At 55.9% G+C, this 20,672-nt stretch carries 27 protein-coding genes; 23 read left to right on the top strand and 4 right to left on the bottom strand.

What is annotated here, in order from left to right:
• Positions 1-223 precede the first annotated feature (223 nt).
• From KHO30_RS15225 to KHO30_RS15130, 20 genes are all read left to right on the top strand, one after another.
• Positions 224-847 (top strand): HNH endonuclease, encoded by a 624-nt coding sequence (locus tag KHO30_RS15225; protein ID WP_211701454.1) that lies wholly within the window; start codon positions 224-226, stop codon positions 845-847.
• 88 nt (positions 848-935) lie between these two features.
• On the top strand, positions 936-1,478 hold the full coding sequence (locus KHO30_RS15220; RefSeq protein WP_211701453.1) for a hypothetical protein: 543 nt from the start codon (positions 936-938) through the stop codon (positions 1,476-1,478).
• Between the two features lie 30 nt (positions 1,479-1,508).
• Positions 1,509-1,964: a hypothetical protein gene (locus tag KHO30_RS15215; RefSeq protein WP_211701452.1), complete on the top strand. Its 456-nt coding sequence runs from the start codon at positions 1,509-1,511 to the stop codon at positions 1,962-1,964.
• Positions 1,965-2,003: 39 nt separating this feature from the next.
• Positions 2,004-2,267, top strand: coding sequence for a hypothetical protein (locus KHO30_RS15210; protein WP_211701451.1), 264 nt, complete (start codon positions 2,004-2,006; stop codon positions 2,265-2,267).
• Between the two features lie 130 nt (positions 2,268-2,397).
• On the top strand, positions 2,398-2,577 hold the full coding sequence (locus KHO30_RS15205; protein WP_211701450.1) for a hypothetical protein: 180 nt from the start codon (positions 2,398-2,400) through the stop codon (positions 2,575-2,577).
• 16 nt (positions 2,578-2,593) lie between these two features.
• The gene (locus KHO30_RS15200) at positions 2,594-2,824 is read left to right on the top strand and encodes a hypothetical protein (RefSeq protein ID WP_211701449.1); all 231 of its coding nucleotides are present in this window, start codon (positions 2,594-2,596) and stop codon (positions 2,822-2,824) included.
• A 49-nt stretch (positions 2,825-2,873) separates the two neighbouring features.
• Entirely contained in the window at positions 2,874-3,446 is a 573-nt protein-coding gene (locus KHO30_RS15195) for a hypothetical protein (protein WP_211701448.1), read from the top strand.
• Entirely contained in the window at positions 3,400-3,669 is a 270-nt protein-coding gene (locus tag KHO30_RS15190; protein WP_211701447.1) for a hypothetical protein, read from the top strand. The genes KHO30_RS15195 and KHO30_RS15190 overlap by 47 nt, the downstream gene beginning before the upstream one ends.
• A gap of 41 nt (positions 3,670-3,710) precedes the next feature.
• A complete protein-coding gene (locus KHO30_RS15185; RefSeq protein WP_211701446.1) occupies positions 3,711-4,199 on the top strand; it encodes a hypothetical protein in 489 nt (162 codons plus the stop codon).
• A gap of 104 nt (positions 4,200-4,303) precedes the next feature.
• Positions 4,304-5,050 carry a hypothetical protein gene (locus tag KHO30_RS15180; protein WP_211701445.1) on the top strand — a complete coding sequence of 249 codons (747 nt, stop codon included), beginning with the start codon at positions 4,304-4,306 and terminating at the stop codon, positions 5,048-5,050.
• A 76-nt stretch (positions 5,051-5,126) separates the two neighbouring features.
• The gene (locus KHO30_RS15175) at positions 5,127-5,456 is read left to right on the top strand and encodes a hypothetical protein (protein ID WP_211701444.1); all 330 of its coding nucleotides are present in this window, start codon (positions 5,127-5,129) and stop codon (positions 5,454-5,456) included.
• 19 nt (positions 5,457-5,475) lie between these two features.
• Positions 5,476-5,718 (top strand): hypothetical protein, encoded by a 243-nt coding sequence (locus KHO30_RS15170; RefSeq protein WP_211701443.1) that lies wholly within the window; start codon positions 5,476-5,478, stop codon positions 5,716-5,718.
• Between the two features lie 41 nt (positions 5,719-5,759).
• Positions 5,760-6,386 (top strand): hypothetical protein, encoded by a 627-nt coding sequence (locus tag KHO30_RS15165; RefSeq protein ID WP_211701442.1) that lies wholly within the window; start codon positions 5,760-5,762, stop codon positions 6,384-6,386.
• Positions 6,387-6,427: 41 nt separating this feature from the next.
• A complete protein-coding gene (locus KHO30_RS15160; protein ID WP_211701441.1) occupies positions 6,428-6,919 on the top strand; it encodes a hypothetical protein in 492 nt (163 codons plus the stop codon).
• Positions 6,920-6,964: 45 nt separating this feature from the next.
• Positions 6,965-7,306: a DUF2314 domain-containing protein gene (locus KHO30_RS15155; protein WP_211701440.1), complete on the top strand. Its 342-nt coding sequence runs from the start codon at positions 6,965-6,967 to the stop codon at positions 7,304-7,306.
• A 349-nt stretch (positions 7,307-7,655) separates the two neighbouring features.
• Positions 7,656-7,868, top strand: a complete 213-nt coding sequence (locus tag KHO30_RS15150; RefSeq protein ID WP_211701439.1) for a hypothetical protein — start codon at positions 7,656-7,658, stop codon at positions 7,866-7,868.
• Between the two features lie 44 nt (positions 7,869-7,912).
• Entirely contained in the window at positions 7,913-8,167 is a 255-nt protein-coding gene (locus tag KHO30_RS15145; protein WP_211701438.1) for a hypothetical protein, read from the top strand.
• Positions 8,168-8,616: 449 nt separating this feature from the next.
• Positions 8,617-8,937 carry a hypothetical protein gene (locus tag KHO30_RS15140; protein WP_211701437.1) on the top strand — a complete coding sequence of 107 codons (321 nt, stop codon included), beginning with the start codon at positions 8,617-8,619 and terminating at the stop codon, positions 8,935-8,937.
• Between the two features lie 101 nt (positions 8,938-9,038).
• A complete protein-coding gene (locus tag KHO30_RS15135) occupies positions 9,039-9,638 on the top strand; it encodes a hypothetical protein (RefSeq protein ID WP_211701436.1) in 600 nt (199 codons plus the stop codon).
• An 873-nt stretch (positions 9,639-10,511) separates the two neighbouring features.
• Positions 10,512-11,336 carry a hypothetical protein gene (locus tag KHO30_RS15130; RefSeq protein ID WP_211701435.1) on the top strand — a complete coding sequence of 275 codons (825 nt, stop codon included), beginning with the start codon at positions 10,512-10,514 and terminating at the stop codon, positions 11,334-11,336.
• Between the two features lie 310 nt (positions 11,337-11,646).
• On the opposite strand, the gene KHO30_RS15125 is transcribed toward KHO30_RS15130, so the two are convergent.
• Positions 11,647-12,483 carry an ImmA/IrrE family metallo-endopeptidase gene (locus tag KHO30_RS15125; RefSeq protein WP_211701434.1) on the bottom strand — a complete coding sequence of 279 codons (837 nt, stop codon included), beginning with the start codon at positions 12,481-12,483 and terminating at the stop codon, positions 11,647-11,649.
• Entirely contained in the window at positions 12,480-12,806 is a 327-nt protein-coding gene (locus KHO30_RS15120; RefSeq protein WP_211701433.1) for a helix-turn-helix domain-containing protein, read from the bottom strand. Before KHO30_RS15120 ends, KHO30_RS15125 begins: the two co-directional genes overlap by 4 nt.
• A 322-nt stretch (positions 12,807-13,128) precedes the next feature.
• Here KHO30_RS15120 and KHO30_RS15115 point away from each other — a divergent pair, with 322 nt between their 5' ends.
• From KHO30_RS15115 to KHO30_RS15105, 3 genes are read left to right on the top strand one after another with little or no spacing between them, the layout of a single operon-like run.
• Complete coding sequence (locus KHO30_RS15115; protein ID WP_211701432.1) at positions 13,129-14,265, top strand: anti-phage 6A-MBL system MBL-fold protein; 1,137 nt, start codon at positions 13,129-13,131, stop codon at positions 14,263-14,265.
• Entirely contained in the window at positions 14,266-16,572 is a 2,307-nt protein-coding gene (locus KHO30_RS15110) for an anti-phage 6A-MBL system cap2_3 protein (RefSeq protein ID WP_211701431.1), read from the top strand. It abuts the gene before it with no gap.
• Positions 16,569-17,714, top strand: coding sequence for a patatin-like phospholipase family protein (locus KHO30_RS15105; protein WP_211701430.1), 1,146 nt, complete (start codon positions 16,569-16,571; stop codon positions 17,712-17,714). Before KHO30_RS15110 ends, KHO30_RS15105 begins: the two co-directional genes overlap by 4 nt.
• A 172-nt stretch (positions 17,715-17,886) precedes the next feature.
• Here KHO30_RS15105 and KHO30_RS15100 read toward each other — a convergent pair whose 3' ends face one another.
• Entirely contained in the window at positions 17,887-19,029 is a 1,143-nt protein-coding gene (locus tag KHO30_RS15100; protein WP_211701429.1) for a tyrosine-type recombinase/integrase, read from the bottom strand.
• A 393-nt stretch (positions 19,030-19,422) separates the two neighbouring features.
• Positions 19,423-20,424 (bottom strand): DNA-binding protein, encoded by a 1,002-nt coding sequence (locus KHO30_RS15095; protein ID WP_211701428.1) that lies wholly within the window; start codon positions 20,422-20,424, stop codon positions 19,423-19,425.
• Positions 20,425-20,672 lie beyond the last annotated feature (248 nt).

Here is a 20,672-nt window from a genome sequence, read left to right as displayed (position 1 = left end):
ATAACCAGGCGAACAGACTAACGTGGGGCGGAAACGCGCGCGGCGGCCACAAATGCACGCTATGACGGTCACACGGGGGACTGCAATGATTAGAACGATACACGATTACCGAAACCATCAGGCCTATGCGAACTGCCCGCGGGGATTTGTGGTTACCGGCAGCAATAGGGAGCGTGACCACGACCAGTGGAACCGAGACTTCGTCGGGAGCAATGAAACCGGCATGTGGATCGTGGCTCCTGATCGCGTATTAGAGGGCGACGCGATGTTCGTACTTCTCCCCAATCCTGCGCGGCGAGATGGTTATCCGCGACAACTTTTCGGTGGGGTCATCACCGGAAGGCGTTCCGAGGGTGATAGGACCATCTTCAAGGTCCGAGAATTCATCGAGCTTTCGCCGATCGACGCGGAGATCAAGCAGTTTCTCGGCGGCAAGGTGCCGCCGCAAGGCAACACGGTGGGCACGCTGTGGGAGGCTTCGGATCAGAAATCAATGACGCGCCAGTCGGCAGTGAACGAGGATTTCGAGCGGCAGGTTCGCCGCGCTGCGACACTGTCGCCCGAGGATCGGGAGGTGCGCATGCGGGCGTGGTCTCCGAGGCCGGAGCAGATCGAGGTGACGTCCACGGCGTTCGTGCGGAACCCCTATGTGGTCGCTATTGCACTCGAACGCGCCAATGGCTACTGCGAAGATTGTGAGGAGCCGTCACCCTTCATGCGCAAGTCGGATGGCTCTCCGTATCTCGAGGTTCACCATGTCCAGCCGTTGGCCGAGAACGGCGAGGATACTGTCGAAAACGCAATTGCGCTTTGCCCAAACTGCCATCGGAAGCGCCATTTCGGATGAGCAAACGGGGAGCGACTGTCATAGCTAGGAAAAGCCGGCGGCGCCGGCGGACACGAAACTCGCACTTCAGAGCGCTGAAAGAATGAAAATGAGACAGAAAAATTTAGTACTTACATTCGTCAGCTCAGTTATCACGGCAGTGCTGCTGGGGGGATGCATAACGAATGCGCCATCAAGCCAGACTGACGAAAGAGATTTGAGCGGTACTTACAAAGTGGTCAATCAATCGCGCAAGCAATCGCTTCAGGCCGAGTCAGTGGAGATTAAGTTCTTCCGTAGCGCCGCAGACGTGAACGGCGGACTGTCCGCCGGCTATCTGAAACTAGCAGGGCCATCCGTACCCGACGGCTGGGCGTACCCAGTATGTGCGTATCCCGGCGACCGCTTACGAAGCAACTTCGCCGGAGATGCGGACCCGGCAAACATCGAAGTAATTCGTTGTAGCAACCCGCGAAACATACGATCGATGCCTGTCGCATTCCTCGTCGGGACCAAGAACAAGAGCCCGTTCCACTACTCTTCTGGACTGTTGGATGTGTGGAATAAGTCCCTTGAGGTAACGACGGGGCGTCTTCTTATTATCAATTGGGGGCCGGACAGCGAGTCGGCCTACGTCCTCCAGGCCGATTGAAGGCGAGGGCGATAGCCATCGGAAAAAACGATGAGAACAGGGAAACGATGGGCATTGGTGTTTGCCATGCTGTCGACGGTCGGCACGGCCGGAAACGCCGCTGAGCGGACGTCTGTCGATCTCTATTGTCGGAGTATGGTCAACGCGCTGATCGACACCCTACAATTCGTGTCAAAGAAACCAATCCCGCTCGAAAGACTTAAGCAGGAAGAGAAGGCGATGTCGCAATTTTGCTTGGCGACACCTGCTGTTTCTCCGAAGCCAATATCCCGCATGAGTAGCAACGACATAGCGCTCGTAAGCTGTGTCGGGTTCGCTGAAGGCGCATACATTGCCTATCAACCGAAGGGGGCTCCTGATGAACCTTACTCGATGTTGAAGGCGCGCCGTGAGTTTGCGGCCAATTCATGCGCATCGAACCCAAAGGCATTTCAAGACGACATATTCCGCCACGGTCCCGACTACGTCTTAAAACAGCGATATTGATCGGAAAACGCCGGCTGGCGCCGGGCACAAGGAAACGATATGGATCCATTGCAGGCAGTATATGTGGCAAGCAAGTGGCTGGACATTATTCGGATTCAGCTGGCTCGCCATGACCTTAGCAAGTCGCAGAAGGATGCCGTACTCCAAAGAGCGCTGGAGCAGATAGAAAAGGTTCTCGGCGAGGCGAAGGCAACGAACCCAGTTCCAGTTAGCTTGAGCCTAGCCGACAAGGTCATCCTCGAAAAGGTTGGACCGGACGCGCTCAAGGCACCTACGGATGCAAAGGACAAGCCTACGTCGTAGCCGGGCAAAGGAAAACGGAGAGATACGTGAACAACGTTGAACAGTTTGATGAATCATGGAAAGCGCTCGGTGACGCAGGCCTGCATCGCACCATCAAGCAGCAGTACGCCGCTTTGCAACACCGGCAGAAATGATCCTGATTGTGCGCGTGACCGTTGGCGACGAAACGCTTGTCGTGAAAGCTGGGGAAAGTGCCGTTGCCCTGGCTGCACTGCATGGCGAGCCGAAGGCCGGTATGCGTCTGGAGGCAGTCATCGAGTTTGATACCATGACCCCGGCTGAATTCGCGTCGGTCCCTGAGTACCAGTAGCTACAACGGAAAAGCGATGAGCGTTTTCTCACAGGCGGATCTGGACACTGCGCTGAGCGAATATCGTGCGGTGGTGGCCGAAGTGATGAAAGTTACGACGGCATGGCACGGGGACCTCGAAGAGGGCAGGTTGCCCTCGGCGGGGGAAATTACCGAATTCCAATCGTGCGTCGGAGCATTGAACGAGAAAGCTAGACAGGCGTGGAACCATTACTGTCAGGTGGGGACGTTCCTCTACCGACTCTAACCGACGCTTGAACAGCGGAAAACAAAAACTCAACAGGAAAATCTAACAAGTGTGGAATCCAAAAGAATTGCGGGCGCTGATTGCACAATTGGCTGGCATCGGGTTTGGAGTCGGCGGCGTACTGTTGCTCCTGAAGGGCATCCAGGCGACCGGCAAGATCAACGTCTCCAGTAGCCTGCTGTCTGGGCAAATCGAATCCGGCAGCGCGGGATTGATCCTGCTGTTTTTCTCCTTCTTTTTGATTGCGTTACCAACCTTAGTCGGAAAAGTGGGTGAGGTCGACCGCCCTAAGAGCGTTGATGCCGCAGCACCCGGCGATCAACGAGCGCTAACGGCACCCAGCCCCGTCGAGCACGAAAAGCGCAATTCATTTCGACGCTATGTCACGGTGACGGTGGGGGGGCTAGTTGCAACGGTCGTTCTGATGTGCGCGGGCGACTATCTGACCGCTCAGCACTTCAGTATCGGCATGTTTTTCAGCATTGTTGGAGTCGTCATCGGGATCATGTCCTTCATCGCAGTAATCGCATTGGCCATCCAATGGGCAGATGGTTTTGCGAGCGAGACGGAGACCAATGACAAAGCTGTCGCCAGCAAAAGCGAATCCGCTGAATCTAGCTGAGAAAGACGGAAAAACGGGGCGGCCAACGAAAGGTGCAACGATGGATGACGCAACGAAAGCGTGCTTGCGGCCGATCTTGGCGAACAGCAAGCGTGGCAAGCTGAACACTCGCCGTGACGATGACTTTGCTGCGCGCTGCCTCCTCAAGTGGCCGAAAGAGTATGCGGAGTTCGGCACGGAAGTGGTTGGCGAAGTTATCCGCTCGTTGAACCCATTTAATTGATCGGAAAAGCGGCGGCGGTCGCAAAAAAAAGGAAAGCTGCGATGGATGAATCGGCGCCGGGTGAGCATAAAAAACTCTTGTCGGACCTCATTTCAAGGCTCGAACAAGAAGAGCTTGCTGAATACAAATCCGCTTCGACGTTTCACTATTGGATGTGGCACGTATGTGCGGGCGCGGCGTTCCTCGCATCGCTGGTTTCAGGCGCCCTTGCAAGTTTCATCAGCGACAGTACGTTTGCCACGTATGGCAAGGTGGTGTTGGCCGTCCTCTCTTTTGTCAGCGCTGGCGCCACGGGACTTATCTCGCTCTACAAATTCCGAGAAAAGGAAGCTTTACGAGAGGAAGGTCGTATCGAGATGCAAGACATCGTGGACAACGCGAAAAGCCTGCTCATCGGGTGCAAAACAGATGAGGAATGTGGACGCGTTTTCCACTCCGTCCGAGAGCGCGCAAGGGTCTTGTCGATGAATCAGCACCGCCGCGATATCGCTCTTCGAAGCGACGAGTTACCGAAGATTGATCAAAGCTAGGAAAGGCGAACACGGGCGACGCGTACCACGCGACAGCGGGATTTCTTCCAAGCCTGACGCAACCGGATCGCGAGAGCAATTAACAACGTTGGATCGGGGGTTAAATGGCAGCGTCTGCGGTGGTTGCAGCTAGCGCCGTCGTTGCGTGTGGCTCCGCAACGACGGCGATCAGTACATACGTTCCGGCCTTGTTTGGCGGCCTTGGCTCAATCGTGGGCGCGATCATTGCCGGATCTGCTGCTTGGTTGGTCTCGAGCGCAAACCGGGCCGAAGAGCGCCAGAGAGATGCATTGCAACGAGAGGAAGAACGAAAACGCGATGTGTTGCAGCGTGCATTCGATTCTGCTGGGTCGCATATGGCAACTTTGTCGTTCGACAAATATGTCGAATTTTGCGAGGCCTATGCCAAACTGTACCGCACGTCGTTGGTAGAAATATTCAGGCTTGGGCCGTGTAAAGAGGCAATGGCATACTCGGCCAAGCTATCGAACCTTCGCTCGGAGTGGGTGCTATGGAGCACAGTAGAGACCGACGCTGCGCTCAAGAGGTTCGAAGATGCAATGTTCGAAATGGGCAGTGATGCGTGGCAGACGGGCAGTGAATTTGCGGCAAACGTGCCTAACAGGGCTGAATTAATTCAGCGTATGTACCGCCGATTCTGCGAGCTTGCGGGTCTTGGCGTATGGAACGGCGAGAAGCTTACGGATGATCTTGCCGTGGCGAGCTTGATGACTGCCATCAGAAGAACGTTGGGAACGGATCAGTTCGATAAGCTGCGACAAGAAACGGTTAAGCGCGCCCTAGAGGATTTTACGCGAAGCGAAGTCCCCGGATATCGGGCCACGCGCTAACAGGGCGGAAAAGCACTGCGCCGTGCCGCCCCGCTGGTAGCTGGGTCGAGGAACAGAAAAAAGGGAGAATTTTGCAGTGACTATTCTCACAAAGTTATTAGGCGCCTTCGCGCTGATGGTGTCAGTCGCAGCCGTCGCTCAAGACACGGGAAGCCAGTTCATCGGTACGTGGAAGAAAGTACATGGTCGTGGTCCCGACACGGAAGTCATCGAGCGTCACGGAGACTTCTTCGTTATCAAGTCGCCCAAGCTCCTCATGCCGACGGAGACTGAACAAACATCCGCCCGATTGAAGGATGGCGCATTGGAGATACAGGACGAACTCGGGAACCGCGCGATACGTGTTGATGCCTCGAACGGTCACATGTTCACTACGCACGGTGAATACGTCCAGGTGAGCCGATAACGGAAAAGGAACGAATTCTATGTCGACCGACATTCATGATTTGGCAGCACGAGCAAACGTAGCAGAGACCGCTGAAGGGTTCATGAACTGCACGGTTGAGTCCGTCGAGAAGCGCCTGTTGGCGTTTAGGTTCGACAACTATATTAACGCGCATGTCTTTCAGGCTGCGCGCGAAAGCGGTGGGATGCAAGCCCGCATCGAGAACGATCGCCAGACCATTGTGATCGTCCACCAGCCCGAGATCCAGTTTTCGGGGGCGTAGTACGCACATTGAATCGGAGAAGAGACCATGGATGAGTTGTCATGGCGCTAGCTGAGATTGGCCTAGTCGTGGGCATGGTCAAGGATGTGGCGCTCGCGGTAGCGGGGGTTGTCACGGCGCTCGTCGCTCGAAAGGGGCTGAATAACTGGCTTCGCGAGCTTGGCGGAAGAACCAAATTCGAGGCTGCACTAGCGCTGATGCGCGCGTCCTATTCACTTCGTGAGGCGCTGTTCAACTGTCGCGCCCCGCTCGTGGTCGCAGCGGAATTCCCGGCAGGATATAAGCAGGGCGGCATCAATCCGTCCACGAATGACGAAGTGAATGCGTGGAACCATGTATTCAAACATCGTTGGTCGCATGTCGCCACATCTTTGAAAGAGTTCGATACTCGCGGCCTTGAAGTGGAAGCAATTTGGGGAACGCATGCGCGCGAAGCGACACAGCGGTTGTCGTGTTGCGTGTCCATCCTCTACGCGGCGATCGAAAGTTATGTCGACAACTGCGTAAGTGAAGGCGAGAATTTTAAAGTTGACCGTGAGTTCTCGAAAAAGATCAGATCGGAAGTTTTCGGAACTCGCAACTCGGCAGATAACAAATTGACGACAGACATACTGACTGCGATCCAAGCGTTGGAAGATTTCGCCAGACCCCATCTGAGGCACGGCTAACTTAGCTGGGCTGAAGTCCGATAAACGAAAGGGAAAAGCGAATGGACTATAAGACGCTCTTGAGGGAAGACTTCGATGCTGTGGTGACCGGCGAGCTAACGCACTACGCGATCTGGCTTGAGGATGAGATCGTCACGATCTTGGCCGACCACTATGCTAACGATGCGACGCGCAGCGACTTTGTCCGCTTAATTCTGAGGCGGGACGGACTTACGTTTCAAAGTAAGATCGAGATTGCCCGCGCGACTGTCCCGGCATTTCGGGATCACCTTGCTGCGGCTAAATTGCCAGGGTTGTTGAAGCGTGTCGAGGAATTTAAGGGTTACCGCAACGCATTCGCACACGGGCTGGATCAAACGCCCGAAGGTGTCAAGGGAGAAATTCACGTCGGCCTCGTGAATCGAGCGGGAAAGGAAACGATTCGAAAGGTAACACCGGAGTCGCACTCAGCGATGATGGATGCGACCGAACGTCTCCTTGTCGAACTCAGATCCGTGAGGGAAGCGTTGGCGGCATCCATCCCTCGAAACTAGGAAAAGCGGTCCAGGCCGCGTGAGAAGGAAAACAGGAGTTATCGTATGGCACTTGCGGCAATTGCGCGGGACGGCTGGGAGCTAGACGACGTGGAACTGATCGCTCAAGCGCATCCAGCGACATTCTGGTTGCCTGAAGGTGAACGACGCGAATCTCTCGTTCCGGGTGACACGGTGAAGCTGATCTTTCGCATTCGTACCGTCGACGAATTCGGAGCCGAAGAGATCAAGGTTGAGCGCATGTGGGTAACGACGGACCGAGTCGAAGATGGCGAGTACCACGGAAGGCTCTATAACAACCCGCTATGCACGCCGGATATGACCACGGGATTTTCAGTCTCTTTCCAGTCCCGCCACGTGATCGGAATTTGGGATTCAAACAACTAGGAAGAGCAATGGTGCCGAGCAACGAGGAAACATATGCCGAAACTTCCACCCAACGCTATGCCGAGCCGCACTTGTCCGGATCGGTACAACTGTCCGTTTAAGCAAGTGGACTCACAGCCGAGTTGCCACTACCTCGATGCATCGGGTCCTGATCGTCCTGGAATTCAGGTTGCATGCCTCGAGAAGAAACTCTTGGAGGCCGTTCTGCGGGGACGGGCGTAGCGTTCTATTGTCGGGCGATAACGTAGCCCAGTTCATGGGCCTCGGATAGGGTCATGCGCGATGTGGGCGAGAAAGAAGACGGAAAAGCCGGTGGACCGGCGAACGCAGCTAAGGGATAGATACGAAAATGGGCGTCAAAGCAAACATTACGGCAACTGATTTCCCGAAACAAGGAGCGCTGGCCGGCAAGCGAGTAGCTGTCTGTTTTCATCACGACGCCTCGCGGGCGATAGAAGGTGTGGTGTTGCGGGACGACGCGGAAGAGCCGTTTCGCCGCATCATCCATCTGGACGATGGTCGCGTGGTGCTGGACACCGAGTGCCAGTTTCAGCCGCTCTGAACGCAGCGGAAAACATAGTGAACATTGTAGATAACGAACCGGCCATGTCGATCCTGCGGGAAGCTGCCGATAAGCTTAAAGCGCTCGACGTATTTTGGGACATGCAAACCGGCCATTCGACCCACGGCTCCTCGATCGCGCTGATCGCATCGGAGACCGAGGAAGGCGCGGCGGCAGGGTATGTCGCCAGCTTCCTCGGCAACGAGCAAGTGAACACTGACGCTGAACGCTTCGCGAACGAGGTAGCCGACCGAGTTGCGGAGCGTGCCATCGAGAGCGCGAAGCGCTTGGGCATCTAAAACGGAAACCATGAAAACATTTTCACTAGAGGATTTTATCCCTGAAAGTAAGCCGCCTCGTATATACGAAAATTTCACTTTCATTGAAAACACTTCGGTTGCGCCGCATGTTCTTAGGGTGAATCTTGACTGGCTAAGCTATGCGCTGAAGGGCGACGTCGTTTGGGCTTTTGAGCACGCAGAGAGGACGGATGGCACGTTTAAGCCAGGGAAGTATCATCATTGGCTCCCTCAGATTCGAAACGGCGAGCCGATCGAGGCACCTTACCTAAGCTTTAATCAAGGCCGTGTTTCAATCGTCGACGGTCGGCACCGACTTTACGCTTTCATCGACTCGGGATACACGCACTGCACGGTCGTAGTTGGGGACCGTGCGCTTGGTGCTATCTCGACGCTTGTAGATCCGGAACCGTAGGAAAACACGGGGAAATAGAACAATGCATAGGTATTTGGATTATCAAGCAGCATCAAGCGGGTTGGCCGTCGGTATCGAGTTCGATGACCTGCCACCGTTTCATCAGGGCAAAATCGTTTCCGAGCTAATGACGCAACTGTTCGATCAGCTAGACGAATACGGGCGTCGCGCTACAGTCCATGAATGGGAGTACTTTGGCTATGCCACGACGCTCCTGATGAGAAACGATCCTAAAGAGGCGTTGGACCGGGTTCAAGAAGCGTGCAAGAAGCAAGATGTCGATTACCCAGGTGGAGGTCACACCGATCAGCTGCGGCAAGCGTTGAACTGTGCAATAGACGTGCTCCGAAACTGAACGGAAAAGCGCTCGCGCCGGTCGCGCGGGTCAAACAGGAAAACACCCACCAGTCACGCACTCGGCAACTTGCGAGGGCCATTGTTTTTTGGATAAATTCTATGCCTGCTGGAATTGAAGTCGACGGGATCTCGTTTAGCGAACTTGCGTTGGTCGAGCATCCTGACCATGCGGCAGTGCTTGGCCGCATCTTCACAAGCTGGTCGTTGATCGAAAGCTCCATCACGGCCCTGCTAGGTTTGATGATGCACGGCGACCATCGGGCTGCGCTGGCAGTACTCGACTCGTTCAACAACAACAACAGCAGGGTGCAGGCAGTCAGAAGAATCGGCAAGGAGGTTCTCGATGCATCAATTCGTGACGATTTTGACGCGCTAATGAACGAAGTGCTTTCTTACGCACGGGAGCGCAATGAGATAGCGCACAGTCTGTGGGGATCGCACCGGGATAAGCCCGAGTTCGTCTATCGCATGCCGATGACAGCAATCTCCGCGGGAATGGTCGAGCTGCCAAACAAGACGGACGTTGACACCGACCGACTCGTAAACTCGCTTAAGCAAGGCATCACAATCCTGAGCGTGGCTGATCTCGAACGAATTGAACAGAAAGGGAGGGATCTTCTGCACCGCGTCATGGGCGAATCGACAAAGAAAGCCTACTCGCGAACGCTGGAGAACCATTTCGGAAGGGCCGCGAGGTGAGCCTGACAGGCTACGGTGTGTATGACACCGCTGCTGCGAGCCTTCCAGTGTTGGTAGTGCCACGCTTGCTCAACTTCTAACCTTGAGGAGCGATCTCATGCGACGTTCAGGTAAATGGCGGCGCTTCTGTGGCCTGTTCCGGGAAAGCTTTTGGGGCAGAGGGCAAACCGGTCTTGAGAGGCACGTCTACTCTGGTTTTCTTGAAGCGTAATCCGCCGCGAGGTACGGCTACAAAGATCAGAATCTGGTAAAAAGGAAGCGTGTCTACATAGCGCACCCTCCTGTTCAGGCCGTCTGAAGCCGGTTGCACTGGCCCTGACGCACTGGGCCGCCCTCTAAAGATACCCGGCCGAAATCGTCGGGCAATTTTATGCGTAATACATCGACCGGCCGAGTTCCAGTTTAACCGACAGCATAGGCTTGCCGCGCCGGTGCCGTGGCTGGCGGTTCAAGGTGCCACGGTTGACAGGCTCCCCTCTGCCCCCATGCACGGCGACATCGCGCTTGGGGCCAATGGACACTCGGTCGAGAAGCGTCGGACCTCGCCGGTTGCTAGGCGCACCGTTTTTTCTGGACAGGACACCGGCGAGTTACTAGATTGAATGAGCGATCGCCCGACAAGACGTCTCACACGGTGGCCGCTGTCCGTCTGTTCGTCAGCTACGTTCGAGGTAATAAAATCAGGTCCGTGTCTCGCCACGGCCCACGGTGTTCATCCACGTTGCTAGCTGAGCTCCAATGACAGTGAGACGAGATGCGACGCAGAAGCCATCTGCCAGAGACCGCAGGCCGACGCTTTCTCATCTCCAGGTAGATAGAAACCGGTCTCGCAGCTGGCCCGAGCGAATCGACCATTGGCTGCGTCACCCGCTCATGGTAGTGCTCGTCAGTTTCTTGTGTACAGGCATTCTCGGCGATTATCTGACTAACCTCCACGCCGATGCTCAAGCCCGCGAGGCCAAGCTCGAAAGCGAGCAGACGGCGCGCTCGGCAAGCGCGCGCGAGATGATCGAATACCTAGCACGACAGCATGTCGCAACGGCCAACACCGCCGGTGCAATTCTTGGCGGCAATGTGGAAAAAACGGAGCTTGCCTCTCGAATAGAGAACTTCAAACATACGACGGAAGAATTTGAGTCAGACGGGTTTAAAAACGGCTATGTCATCAACGATACCCTCGGGCCGCTAAAAGTCATCAAGACCGAGCCAACGGTGAGCCCGAAACCAAATGTGGACGTGCTCGGCGATGTCGCGTACTCGGACATGATGTATAACGAGCCGCAGGTGCTGGATCCGCGTTTAGCGTGGAGCAACCTGATGTCGATGACCCTCGGTGCGAAGAAATGCGTCGAGTATGTGTACGATCACGCGAAGACATTCGTTGGGAGGTCGCCGACGTCCATCAACTGCGGCGCTATGGCAGTGAGAAATCACCACAGTATTGATGTGGAGACCAACAAAGTGCCAACCAACCTTGATGCTCTGCAAAGCAAATATACGAAATGCGTTGTCATGTTTATCACTATACTGCACGCCTATAGCGCATCAACATTTCCCCGTCCAGACGACGACACGCGCGAATCCGTTGTTTCCACACTCCAAGGGTACCTAGATACGGCGTGCCTTGCCGATACGGACATCGTGGATATCGCCACACCAACGGAACGGGACGAAGCGCGCTCCACGCAAAACCCGTGACATGCCGCTACGGCGAGAAAGCCTGGCCCCGAAAAAACGGGTGGGTGATAAAGCAACGCTACGACCGAACAGCAACTGGTCGAGATTGTGTTCTATCGCGCCGGCTGGCCGCTTGCTCTCATGGCCGCATGGTATGGCTTTCGCACATTTCGGAGCGGCTCATTTCGAACGAAGATCGGACGCATTCTTTCTCGGACGATCTCCCCGTTTAGGTTATGGCTCGAGGTCGTTGGGGGAGGGGCGGATGCAGCGGCGCTTGCCGTAACTGGCACGCTTTATCTCGTAAGATTCATCCAGAAAACGAGAAGCGCTATTCGTCGGTATCTGGGAGCTCGTCGATATATAGAAGCGTGACGCTATAGCCGCCAACCTGATGGAGGGTTTGCTCGAGGATTGTTTCGGGCAAGACTAGCTGTCGCTTCTCTTCGAGCCAGAGATGCGAAGGAACGCAGTCCCACAGAAGCTCTCCGGCTGAAGCAGCGCTCTCGCGCGGAAGCGACTGGCCTTTCCGAACGCAAAGTGAATAAGGGAATTCAGGTCCCTTGGTCCAGTAGCGCACCACATTGTTGTGTGCAAAGACAAACGCGACCGGGTAGTCCGACAGTGATTTGTATCTCCAGATGGTCGCCTCGACGCTAACGTCAAATTTTGAACTCAAGTCTGCGACGTGCTCAAGCTCGGGTTCGCCGTATGCATTCATCGTCCGCTTGAACTCTCGCCGAGGCATAAGCAGCTCCGAAGCGAAGGTATTTGCCTCGATCTCTATGCCGGGTAACTTTGAGCTTTGCCCCAAGGCCGATGAGGAGATGGTGACGTCGGCAGGCTTACATTCGAACCGCTCCTGCTTGTGCCAGGGAAGAAGAAAATGTCCCAATTCGTGGCCAATCGTAAATCTGCGTCGGCGAGGATCGGTTCCTGCCCGCACGAAGATTGCGCCCCGGGATTTTTCCGCGTTGGTGACGAGCATCCCAGCGAATCCATCGCTATCAAGCTCGCTGATTGACTCTATGCCTGCGAGTCGCGAGAACTCTTCGAGAGGTACAGGGAATGGTACCGCTGGATTCTGCCGAAAGATTTCATCGGCGAGAGCATCGGGGGTCGCTTTGCCGTCGAGCTCTATCAAATCTAGCGTCACGGGCGAGGTCATCGTTGGTCTTTGTTGTCTTTGAAGTGCTTGATCATTTGCTTGACTGTAGCCCGGTCTCGCTCCGAGAGGTCCAGGAGATCCCTGAAAAACACGGCTGCTTCGTCCTTTTCCGATGGTGTGTCCCGGCCGGCGTCGAGAAGGAAATCGACGGTTACCTGAAAATGCGCTGCTAACCTGCCAAGCAGCTCGGCAGTCGGGTTGGAGCTCTTGCCTTTTTCGAGCTCCCATATATGGGTCTTTGTTATCCCGACCGCGTCCGCTGTTGCCTGCAACGATTCGGCTTTTCGCAGACGTAATGTATTCAATTTTGCCCCAAGGGACATGGCAGCATCTCCACAGTGCTTTGGGTTGGCGGAATTCTAGTCATTATCTACCGTAAGATACATCCGAACGAATCCGTTGTCACCAGTTGCACACCCTTGCCGTTAGATGTATCTTACGGAAATGGTCGGTTCATCCACACGAGTACCCACGTAAAAGTGGGGCTGATGAACCCCGAAGACCAGTTCTCCGCGAATGTCTGGTTGCTATAAGGGCCATATCATCGTCGGATACGTCGTCTTCCGGAAGGATCTTTTCGAAAATGTGGTTTACCCACTGGATCGTGTACCGGTGCAGCCCAGCAACCATGCACAGGAGTTACCAGTGGCACAGCGTGTATTGTTCTATCCGGTGGGGAACGGTGATGCCAGCCAGATTATTCTGGAGAACGGTAAGCGCCTGCTGTTCGATTTCCGTCATCTCTCGAAGACGGAAAGCGGCGAAGGGCCTGAAATCAACCTCAAGAAGCGCCTTCTCGATGAACTGAAAGAGGCAGGCCGCGATTACTTCAACGTGGTCGCGCTCACTCACGGCGACAAGGACCATCTCGAAAACAGCACGGAGTTCTTTGAACTTCGCCACGCTGCGAAGTACCAGGGCGGCAATCGGATCAAGATTGATACGCTCTGGGTGCCCGCAGCGATGATTCTCGAGTGCGGCACCAACGACAATCAATCTTCCGAATTCGTCATCTGGAGGCAGGAGGCGCGACATCGCATTCGTGAAGGCAAAGGTATTCGCGTGTTTTCGAAGCCTGAGAAGCTCAAGGGATGGCTGGAAGAAAACGGCCTCACGCTCGAGTCTCGCAAGCATCTGATTACGGACGCGGGGCAACTCGTACCGGAGTACACCCTGGAGCTGGACGGCGTCGAGTTCTTCTGCCACTCGCCCTTCATCAAGCATGTCGATGAGGGTGATGACCTGCGCAACGAAGCGTCACTGATTTTTAATGTCCGTTTCGTCAAGGGCGGCGAGCGGTACGACTATCTCGCAGTGGGCGACTCGACGTGGAATGTGCTCGAAGACATCGTTGCAACTACGAAATTTCACTGCAACATGGACCGGCTCGAGTGGGACCTCTTCAATATTCCGCACCACTGCAGCGCCTACGCGTTAAGTAGTGACAAAGGGGACTTCGAGACTGTACCCAGGCCGGGTGTAAAGGAGTTGTTGCTCCAAGGCAAGTCGGGTGCGTACATCGTCAGCTCAAGTTGTCCGATCCACGACACGCGAGAGGGGCGGGAGCAGTCGCAGCCACCGCATATCCAAGCGAAGAAGTGTTACGAGACATACCTTCGCAAGGTCGGTGGGGCGAAGTTCCTTGTGACCATGGAAGAACCCAACGGATTCAAGCCTGAGCCGATCGAATTCAGGATCGACACCTATGGCATTACGTGTAACGTTGCAAAAGCGTCCGCTGCAGCAATTGCGACGGCTGTGGCTGCACCCCGGGCCGGTTAGATGGAGACCGCTTTCGCTGACTTCGGCACGTTGCTTCCCGGCACTGACGCCGGGCAGCTTCATACTGAAGGTGCCCGGCGGCTTCTTGCCGCATGTGAGAAGAGCCATGCCTTCGACGTCGTCGCGCTGCGTGCGTTTGTGTCTGAGCAGAATGGAAAGAGCGTGCGCATCATCGAGGGGATTGAGGTCGACTGCAGCGACGGGACTGTTCCGTCGCGCAGTCCCGTTGGCATCAGGAACCGAGAGCGCCTCCTTCTGATGCATCAGAAGGGAGGGGAAATGCCGTACGACGTCCGCGCGTTGCGGACAGATTTCCCGGGCACACTGCATCAGAACCATGTTGGCCCTGGCGAGCCGCGCTCCTTGTGTCTATACTTCGAGCCGTGGAGCACGGTTGAGCGCGCGTGGACGCCCGAACGGCACCTCGCCCGTGTCGCATGGTGGCTCAGGGAAACATCACTCGGCACACTGCATCGCAACGACCAGCCGTTGGAGCGGATGTACTTCGTTAGTCCCTGGCAAGTCGTGCTACCGCCGGAGTTTTGCCAGCGGTCGTTTTCGCCGGATGAGGCACTGTTCCTTCATGCGATCCCATCGGGATCGGAAAACACCGAAGTCATCATCGGGCAATTCCTGCCGAGACAGAGCGCTGGACAACCTGGGAACACCTTCACGGATGTTTTGCCGGTGGCGATCGCACCCGTCGTTCACAAGCCCACTAACGACTATCCTTCCAGTCTGGGAGCGCTAGAGGATCAATTGGTGGCGCGCGGCTCCAGCGTAATAAGCGAACTGAGGCGCGCAATCCAGGACCACACAACCACCTCGGGTCTGGAAATGAAAACCGGGGGAGTGGGTACCGTCATCGTTATCCGTATGCCCGTAATCGCGTCGGCCGATGCTGAACCCGAGCGTATTGATCTGCAAGGGGTTGTGGTCCAGGCCAGTCTCGCGCGGTTGGGTGTCGCCTGCGGCGCACTCATTGACGGAAAGGACGGTAAAGCCTACGTCGACGCAACGGCGCGGCTCGCATCGGCGGCAGGTACAGCTGAGCCGGTGGGCGAGGCATGGCGTGACCTCGTTGTCGGACCGCTGGACGTTCGCATCGCGCCGACCAAGGCAGACGCGCGCGCCATGTCGGGGGTGGGGGAGGATGACGCCGACTTCGACGGTCTCATTGCGGGCGTCGGCGCCTTGGGTAGCGCAATGGCGGACATGTGGTCGCGGGCTGGCTGGGGTAGATGGACACTGGTAGATGACGACGTACTGAGAGCGCACAATATCGTGCGGCACCTCGGGCGGTATGAGCACGTTGGACGGTCAAAAGTTGCCACAGTAGCGGACGTGATGCAGAGGAATTTTTCCCCCGGTGTGGATGGTGCGGCCGCCATACACGCGAAAGTGACCGCACCAGACGTTCGCGTTGACGCTGCAATCAAGTCGGTAACCCTGCTGGTTGATGCTACGACTTCACTCAATGCGCCACGGGACCTCGCCAGTAATGACGAGACACCGCGCTCTGCCTCAACGTTCCTGACGCCGTCAGGTCTCGGGTCGGTTCTACTGTTAGAAGACAGCGGACGCAACGTACGGCTCTCCTCGCTGGAGTCGCAGTACTATCGCGCCGTGCTGATGAGCGATTGGGGTGCGCAGCACCTCGCCGGTCACTATGGCCAACTGTGGGTAGGAGGCGGCTGCCGGGACATTTCGGCGGTAATCTCGAACGAACTCGTGACACTGCATGCGGCGACTCTCGCTCGTCGATTGCGCCTGCACGTACGGATAACCGATGCCCGGATGTGTGCCTGGAGTCTCGATGATTTGACAGGTCACCTTGCCGCAACCGAGATTCCAGTTGCAAAGCCGCTCTACAGCGATAGCGGTGGATGGCGTATCGCGTGGGACGAAGGGCTGCTCGCCAAATTGCGCCAAATGCGAACTGCGCGACTACCCAACGAGACGGGTGGCATTCTGCTGGGATACTGGGATCTGCAGGTCGATACCTGCTTCCTCGTTGATGCGCTGCCGGCGCCGCTAGATAGCATCGAGGAGCGGGGCAGCTTCGTGCGGGGCACCGTCGGACTGAAGGAGGCGCTTGAGGAGTGTCGCCGTAGAACTGCGAACATTGTTGATTACGTGGGCGAATGGCATTCCCATCCCGACCACGTGTCCAGTCGGCCGAGCACAGACGATTACAAACTGCTCGACCATTTGGCGACCGTCATGGCAAACGATGGATTGCCCAGCGTAATGCTTATCGCAGGCGATACTGACGCAACGATTTTGGCGAAACCGGAGAAACATTGACTACGGGCGCGAAAGGGCAGACCAGGCTTGGTCTTGCATTATCAGGAGGGGGTGTCAGGGCCGCCGCGTTTCATGCTGGTGTATTGCGGTATCTCGCGGAGCAGGGGCGGCTTGAGTATGTAAGTCACATATCGTCGGTTTCCGGCGGCAGCCTTTTCGTCGGGCTTGTGATGAGTCGGTCAGAGTACGAATGGCCGACCTCCGAGGGCTATCGGAATCAGGTGTTTGGCGAAATCAGGAAGGTTCTGACGACGACCTCGCTGCAAACTTCGTCGCTTGTCCGCCTGGTGGCTAGTCCGTTGAACTGGCGATACTTGATGTCGCGCGCCAACATCATCGAGCAGGCTATCAGGTCGGTTTGGAAAATCGACGCACCAATCAGCACGCTGAAGCGCACCCCGGTCTGGTCAATCAATGGGACTACTGGCGAGACAGGAGTACGGTTTCGATTCAAAGGAGGCAGGATGGGAGACTATCAATCCGGCTATGCGTCCGTTTCGCACCTGAGTCTCGCATCTGCACTTGCTGTTTCGGCCGCATTCCCGGGTTTAATCGGGCCGCTCGCCATCCGGCCGAGGGATTTCCGATGGATGAAACGCGAGCATTGGGATTCAAGAGATGGAGAAAAGCCCTACGAGGTGCCACACGAACGTTTGCATCTTTACGATGGTGGAATTTACGACAATCTCGGCATTGAACCTCTTTTCGACGTCGGCAGGCAACAGCTTAAGAACACTGGGGACGAGGGCATCAACCGGCTGATTGTTTCGGATGCAGGCGCGGCGTTTCTTCAAAAACGGATTCCACATCCGTTGAATCCACTCCGCTTCAGGCGGATCGCAGACATTGCGTTGGAGCAGACCCGAGCACTTCGGGTACGATGCTTCGCTAATTTCCTCCAGGAAAACGCAGGGGCAGGCTTTTATCTGCGCCTTGGGGATGACGTCGGAACCGCCCTCGAAAAATGGAAGGAGCGACCAAGCGCGACGCTCTTGCAGGAACAAAGGTGGCTCAGCAAGGAACGCACGAGTCAAGCAGCATCTGCACCTACAACGCTGGACAGACTAGACGAAGCGGTGTTTGATCTATTGGCCCGGCACGGCTACGAGACTGCTAGGTGGAACGAGGAACTCTGGAGCTGAAGGGCATCCGCGCGAACGCTCTTGGTTACCGCATGACGGCTACAATAAAAAAGTAATCCTTATTAATTTTACATATGCAAAGTTATCACCGTTTTGTACGGTGTGCGTGTCTGCGACCGATATGGCATTCTAACTGCGAATCATTTTTTTACAATCGACGTGACGGAATCAATCATTTTCGCCTTTTTTTTTCAGGCTCGCGCACTCTCCACATTGAATTTTGGGCAGTGACGGTGTCGTGATAACGATAATCGTCGCTGACGTCGAGGTGCGGATCCTTCGGATAAACATAGAGGTAGAAGGTCGTTGCAAGCGAAGCATGGCCGAGATGATCGCGGACCACCCCGAGTGAGACGCCATTGTCAATCATATGTGAACCGGTCGTGTGTCGCAGCCATCGCGCCGAGGCATGCTCCAACTGATCGGCGTACTGAGAAAAGTTGCAGCCTCTTGACCGGAGCCAAGAGGCTGCATTAATAAAAATTCCCTTAACCGCATTGTGGAGCGTTTTACGATCCATGCGCCGCGCAACGCCCCTGAATGGAATTACCAACGGTGTTTCGTCAGATTCAGTGGGTAGGGACGACAGCCCGTTGGCCTTGCGGTATGAGCTGAGTTCCTCGATCAGCTCCGGAATAGCAGGAACGACACGGCCGCGCCCCTCTTTAGTCCGTACCCTTAGCCACCACCGTGACACGCCATCTTCGCCCACACGGCAAAAAAACTGCCCCATATTTCCATCCGCTACTTCTGAGAGGCGCATACCTTGTGCATAAAACAGAGTTGTCAGCCATCGGCAACGCCGATAGTAAGCTCGCTGTTGATGCGAATCTTGAGGTAGCTGCACAATGAAATTTCTCAGTTCTTGCAACAGATCTTGCGAAAAATAGTCCACTGTATTTCGTACCGGGGTTCGCAGCGTCGACGCCAACCTATCGGTTGGATCACTGCGCAGGTAACGAATGTCGACAAGCCACCGGAACATCGAACCCAACGTTACTATCGCCAGGCGCACGCTGGAAGCAGAGAGCGGTCCGCAGAAAGGACGCCAGCGAGGATCCGTGCGGGAATGCTTTCCATCAGCCGATATCCAGCGGCTCGCAGGTTGAGGATCTAGGAGAAATGCTGAGAAGCATCTCAAATCATCGGAAACAAGAGAAGAAACGGGTTTTTGCAGTTCTATCACTGCCCACATGAGCAGCCGTTCCGCTTCCCTACGATAATTCTTGAACGTCGATTCGTTGATGGCGTAGGTGTCGAGCCACTGACTTATCGCTTCAAGATCGTTACTGATGTGGCCATACGGGAGAGGCAATCCTAGGTCCGCGCGTTCCCGTGGCATGCGGTTTGTACTGACGCTTCCGTTGAGGTGTTCCGGAAGGCTGAGTAATTCAAGTGGGCGAACGAGCATGATTTCAGGCAGTAAATCAGCTTGGCGGGTCGCGTGATTCGCGCCCCTATAAGAATACGCTTTTTTAACCGCTCGTTGTCAATCTTTCCGATCTATAGAAATGCAGCGAGGACATCGCAGCCAAACATGCGCCGCGCAGACCATGACAGCGCTCGCCTCGTGCAGATTTTCCAAGCTCGACTCGTCGTGACTGCACACCGATGGCCATATGTTTGCGACGACGTTTTCCTGAAGATCACTCGGTCTTGAGGCAGCGGCCTCCGACTTGATGGCCGATAAAAAATGATACAGGCTGCGTTAGCAACTATCAACGCGGGGTGCTATACCGCGCCGAAGGGCGCGGCGCTTCAAGCTCTTGCGAGAGGAAGGAAGAATAGAGGGCAGGGACTGATTCTTGTTCATTCGTCGCCGCAGCGGCTTCATCCTCGACTCGTTGAACACTCGCAGAGCGAGTTTCCCCTCGAGAACGCCAACCCGGTGGCGCTCATGCGAAACGTCCCGCAGTGCACGATCAACCTCTTCGCGCAGCCCGGCTTCGGTTTCGGCACTGCGCTGGCGAAGCTCGTCGAGAGTGCACTGCAGTGCTGCGCTTGCCGTGCGTGCACGGTCGATCTCGAGCATCGAGCGGCGAGAAGCCTCTTCATAGCGTGCGGCTGCTTGCTGAGCCTGCTCGCGCGAGGCCGCGAGCTCGGTCGCGAAATCAGTCCGGGCCCGATCGAGCGCTTCGTTGCGCAGGCGAATCTCCTCGCGTAGCTCGGCCACTTCCTGCTCATGGTTCCTTTTGCCCTCGAGCGCGGCCGCAAGCCGGCTCCCCACCATGCGGATCTCGGCCTGCGAATCGCCAAGCTGGGTCTCCACGCGCACGACCTCCGCCTGCTTACGCAGAACCTCCTCGCGGGCCTGCATCACGTCGGCTTCGGCCCGAGCGCGGACAGTACGTAGTTGCGACCGCTCGAGATCAAGGCCAGTGTCTGCATCGGCGAGAGCGCGCTCCCACAGCGTACCAACCATGTCCGCCGCGAGTTCAACCAATTCGGGGCGAAGGTCGGCGCGGTCGACTCGAATACGCGCTTTTGCCTGAATATCCTGCCAGAACTCCTTAAGGACCGCGCCTGGCGTTCCCATCGTTCCTTTTCGCACGAGCTGGTAAAGGCCATTTGCGGTTGGTGTGATTCCAAAGCGAAAGAACAGCAGTCCGCATACTTGACGGTAAATTTCGCGGGTGCCGTCGACTTGGGATTTGATGCGCTCGACTTCGAGAGCTATTTCTCGTTGCCGAACGATGGAGTCGGTGCTCATAAAGGATAGCTCCTCGTGCCTGGTGCGAAAAGTGTAGTGCACGGCACCATGCTCTGTGTGTACTGGGCCAATTAGGCCGCGGTAGCAAAGCACGAGGCAACTCGGTTTCCCAACAATGAACAAATGCCTACGGTTGGGATGTGCGACTTATTGCCGACGCAAATGCATGTGGTTGGAATATCGACGTAGCAAATCTATGACCGTGGAATGTAAACGCGGCTGAACCTCACACTTTTGCTCCGGAGCAC

Source organism: Paraburkholderia aspalathi, from assembly GCF_905220735.1.
Lineage (GTDB): Bacteria > Pseudomonadota > Gammaproteobacteria > Burkholderiales > Burkholderiaceae > Paraburkholderia > Paraburkholderia aspalathi.
This window is presented reverse-complemented; position numbering and strand designations above follow the sequence as displayed.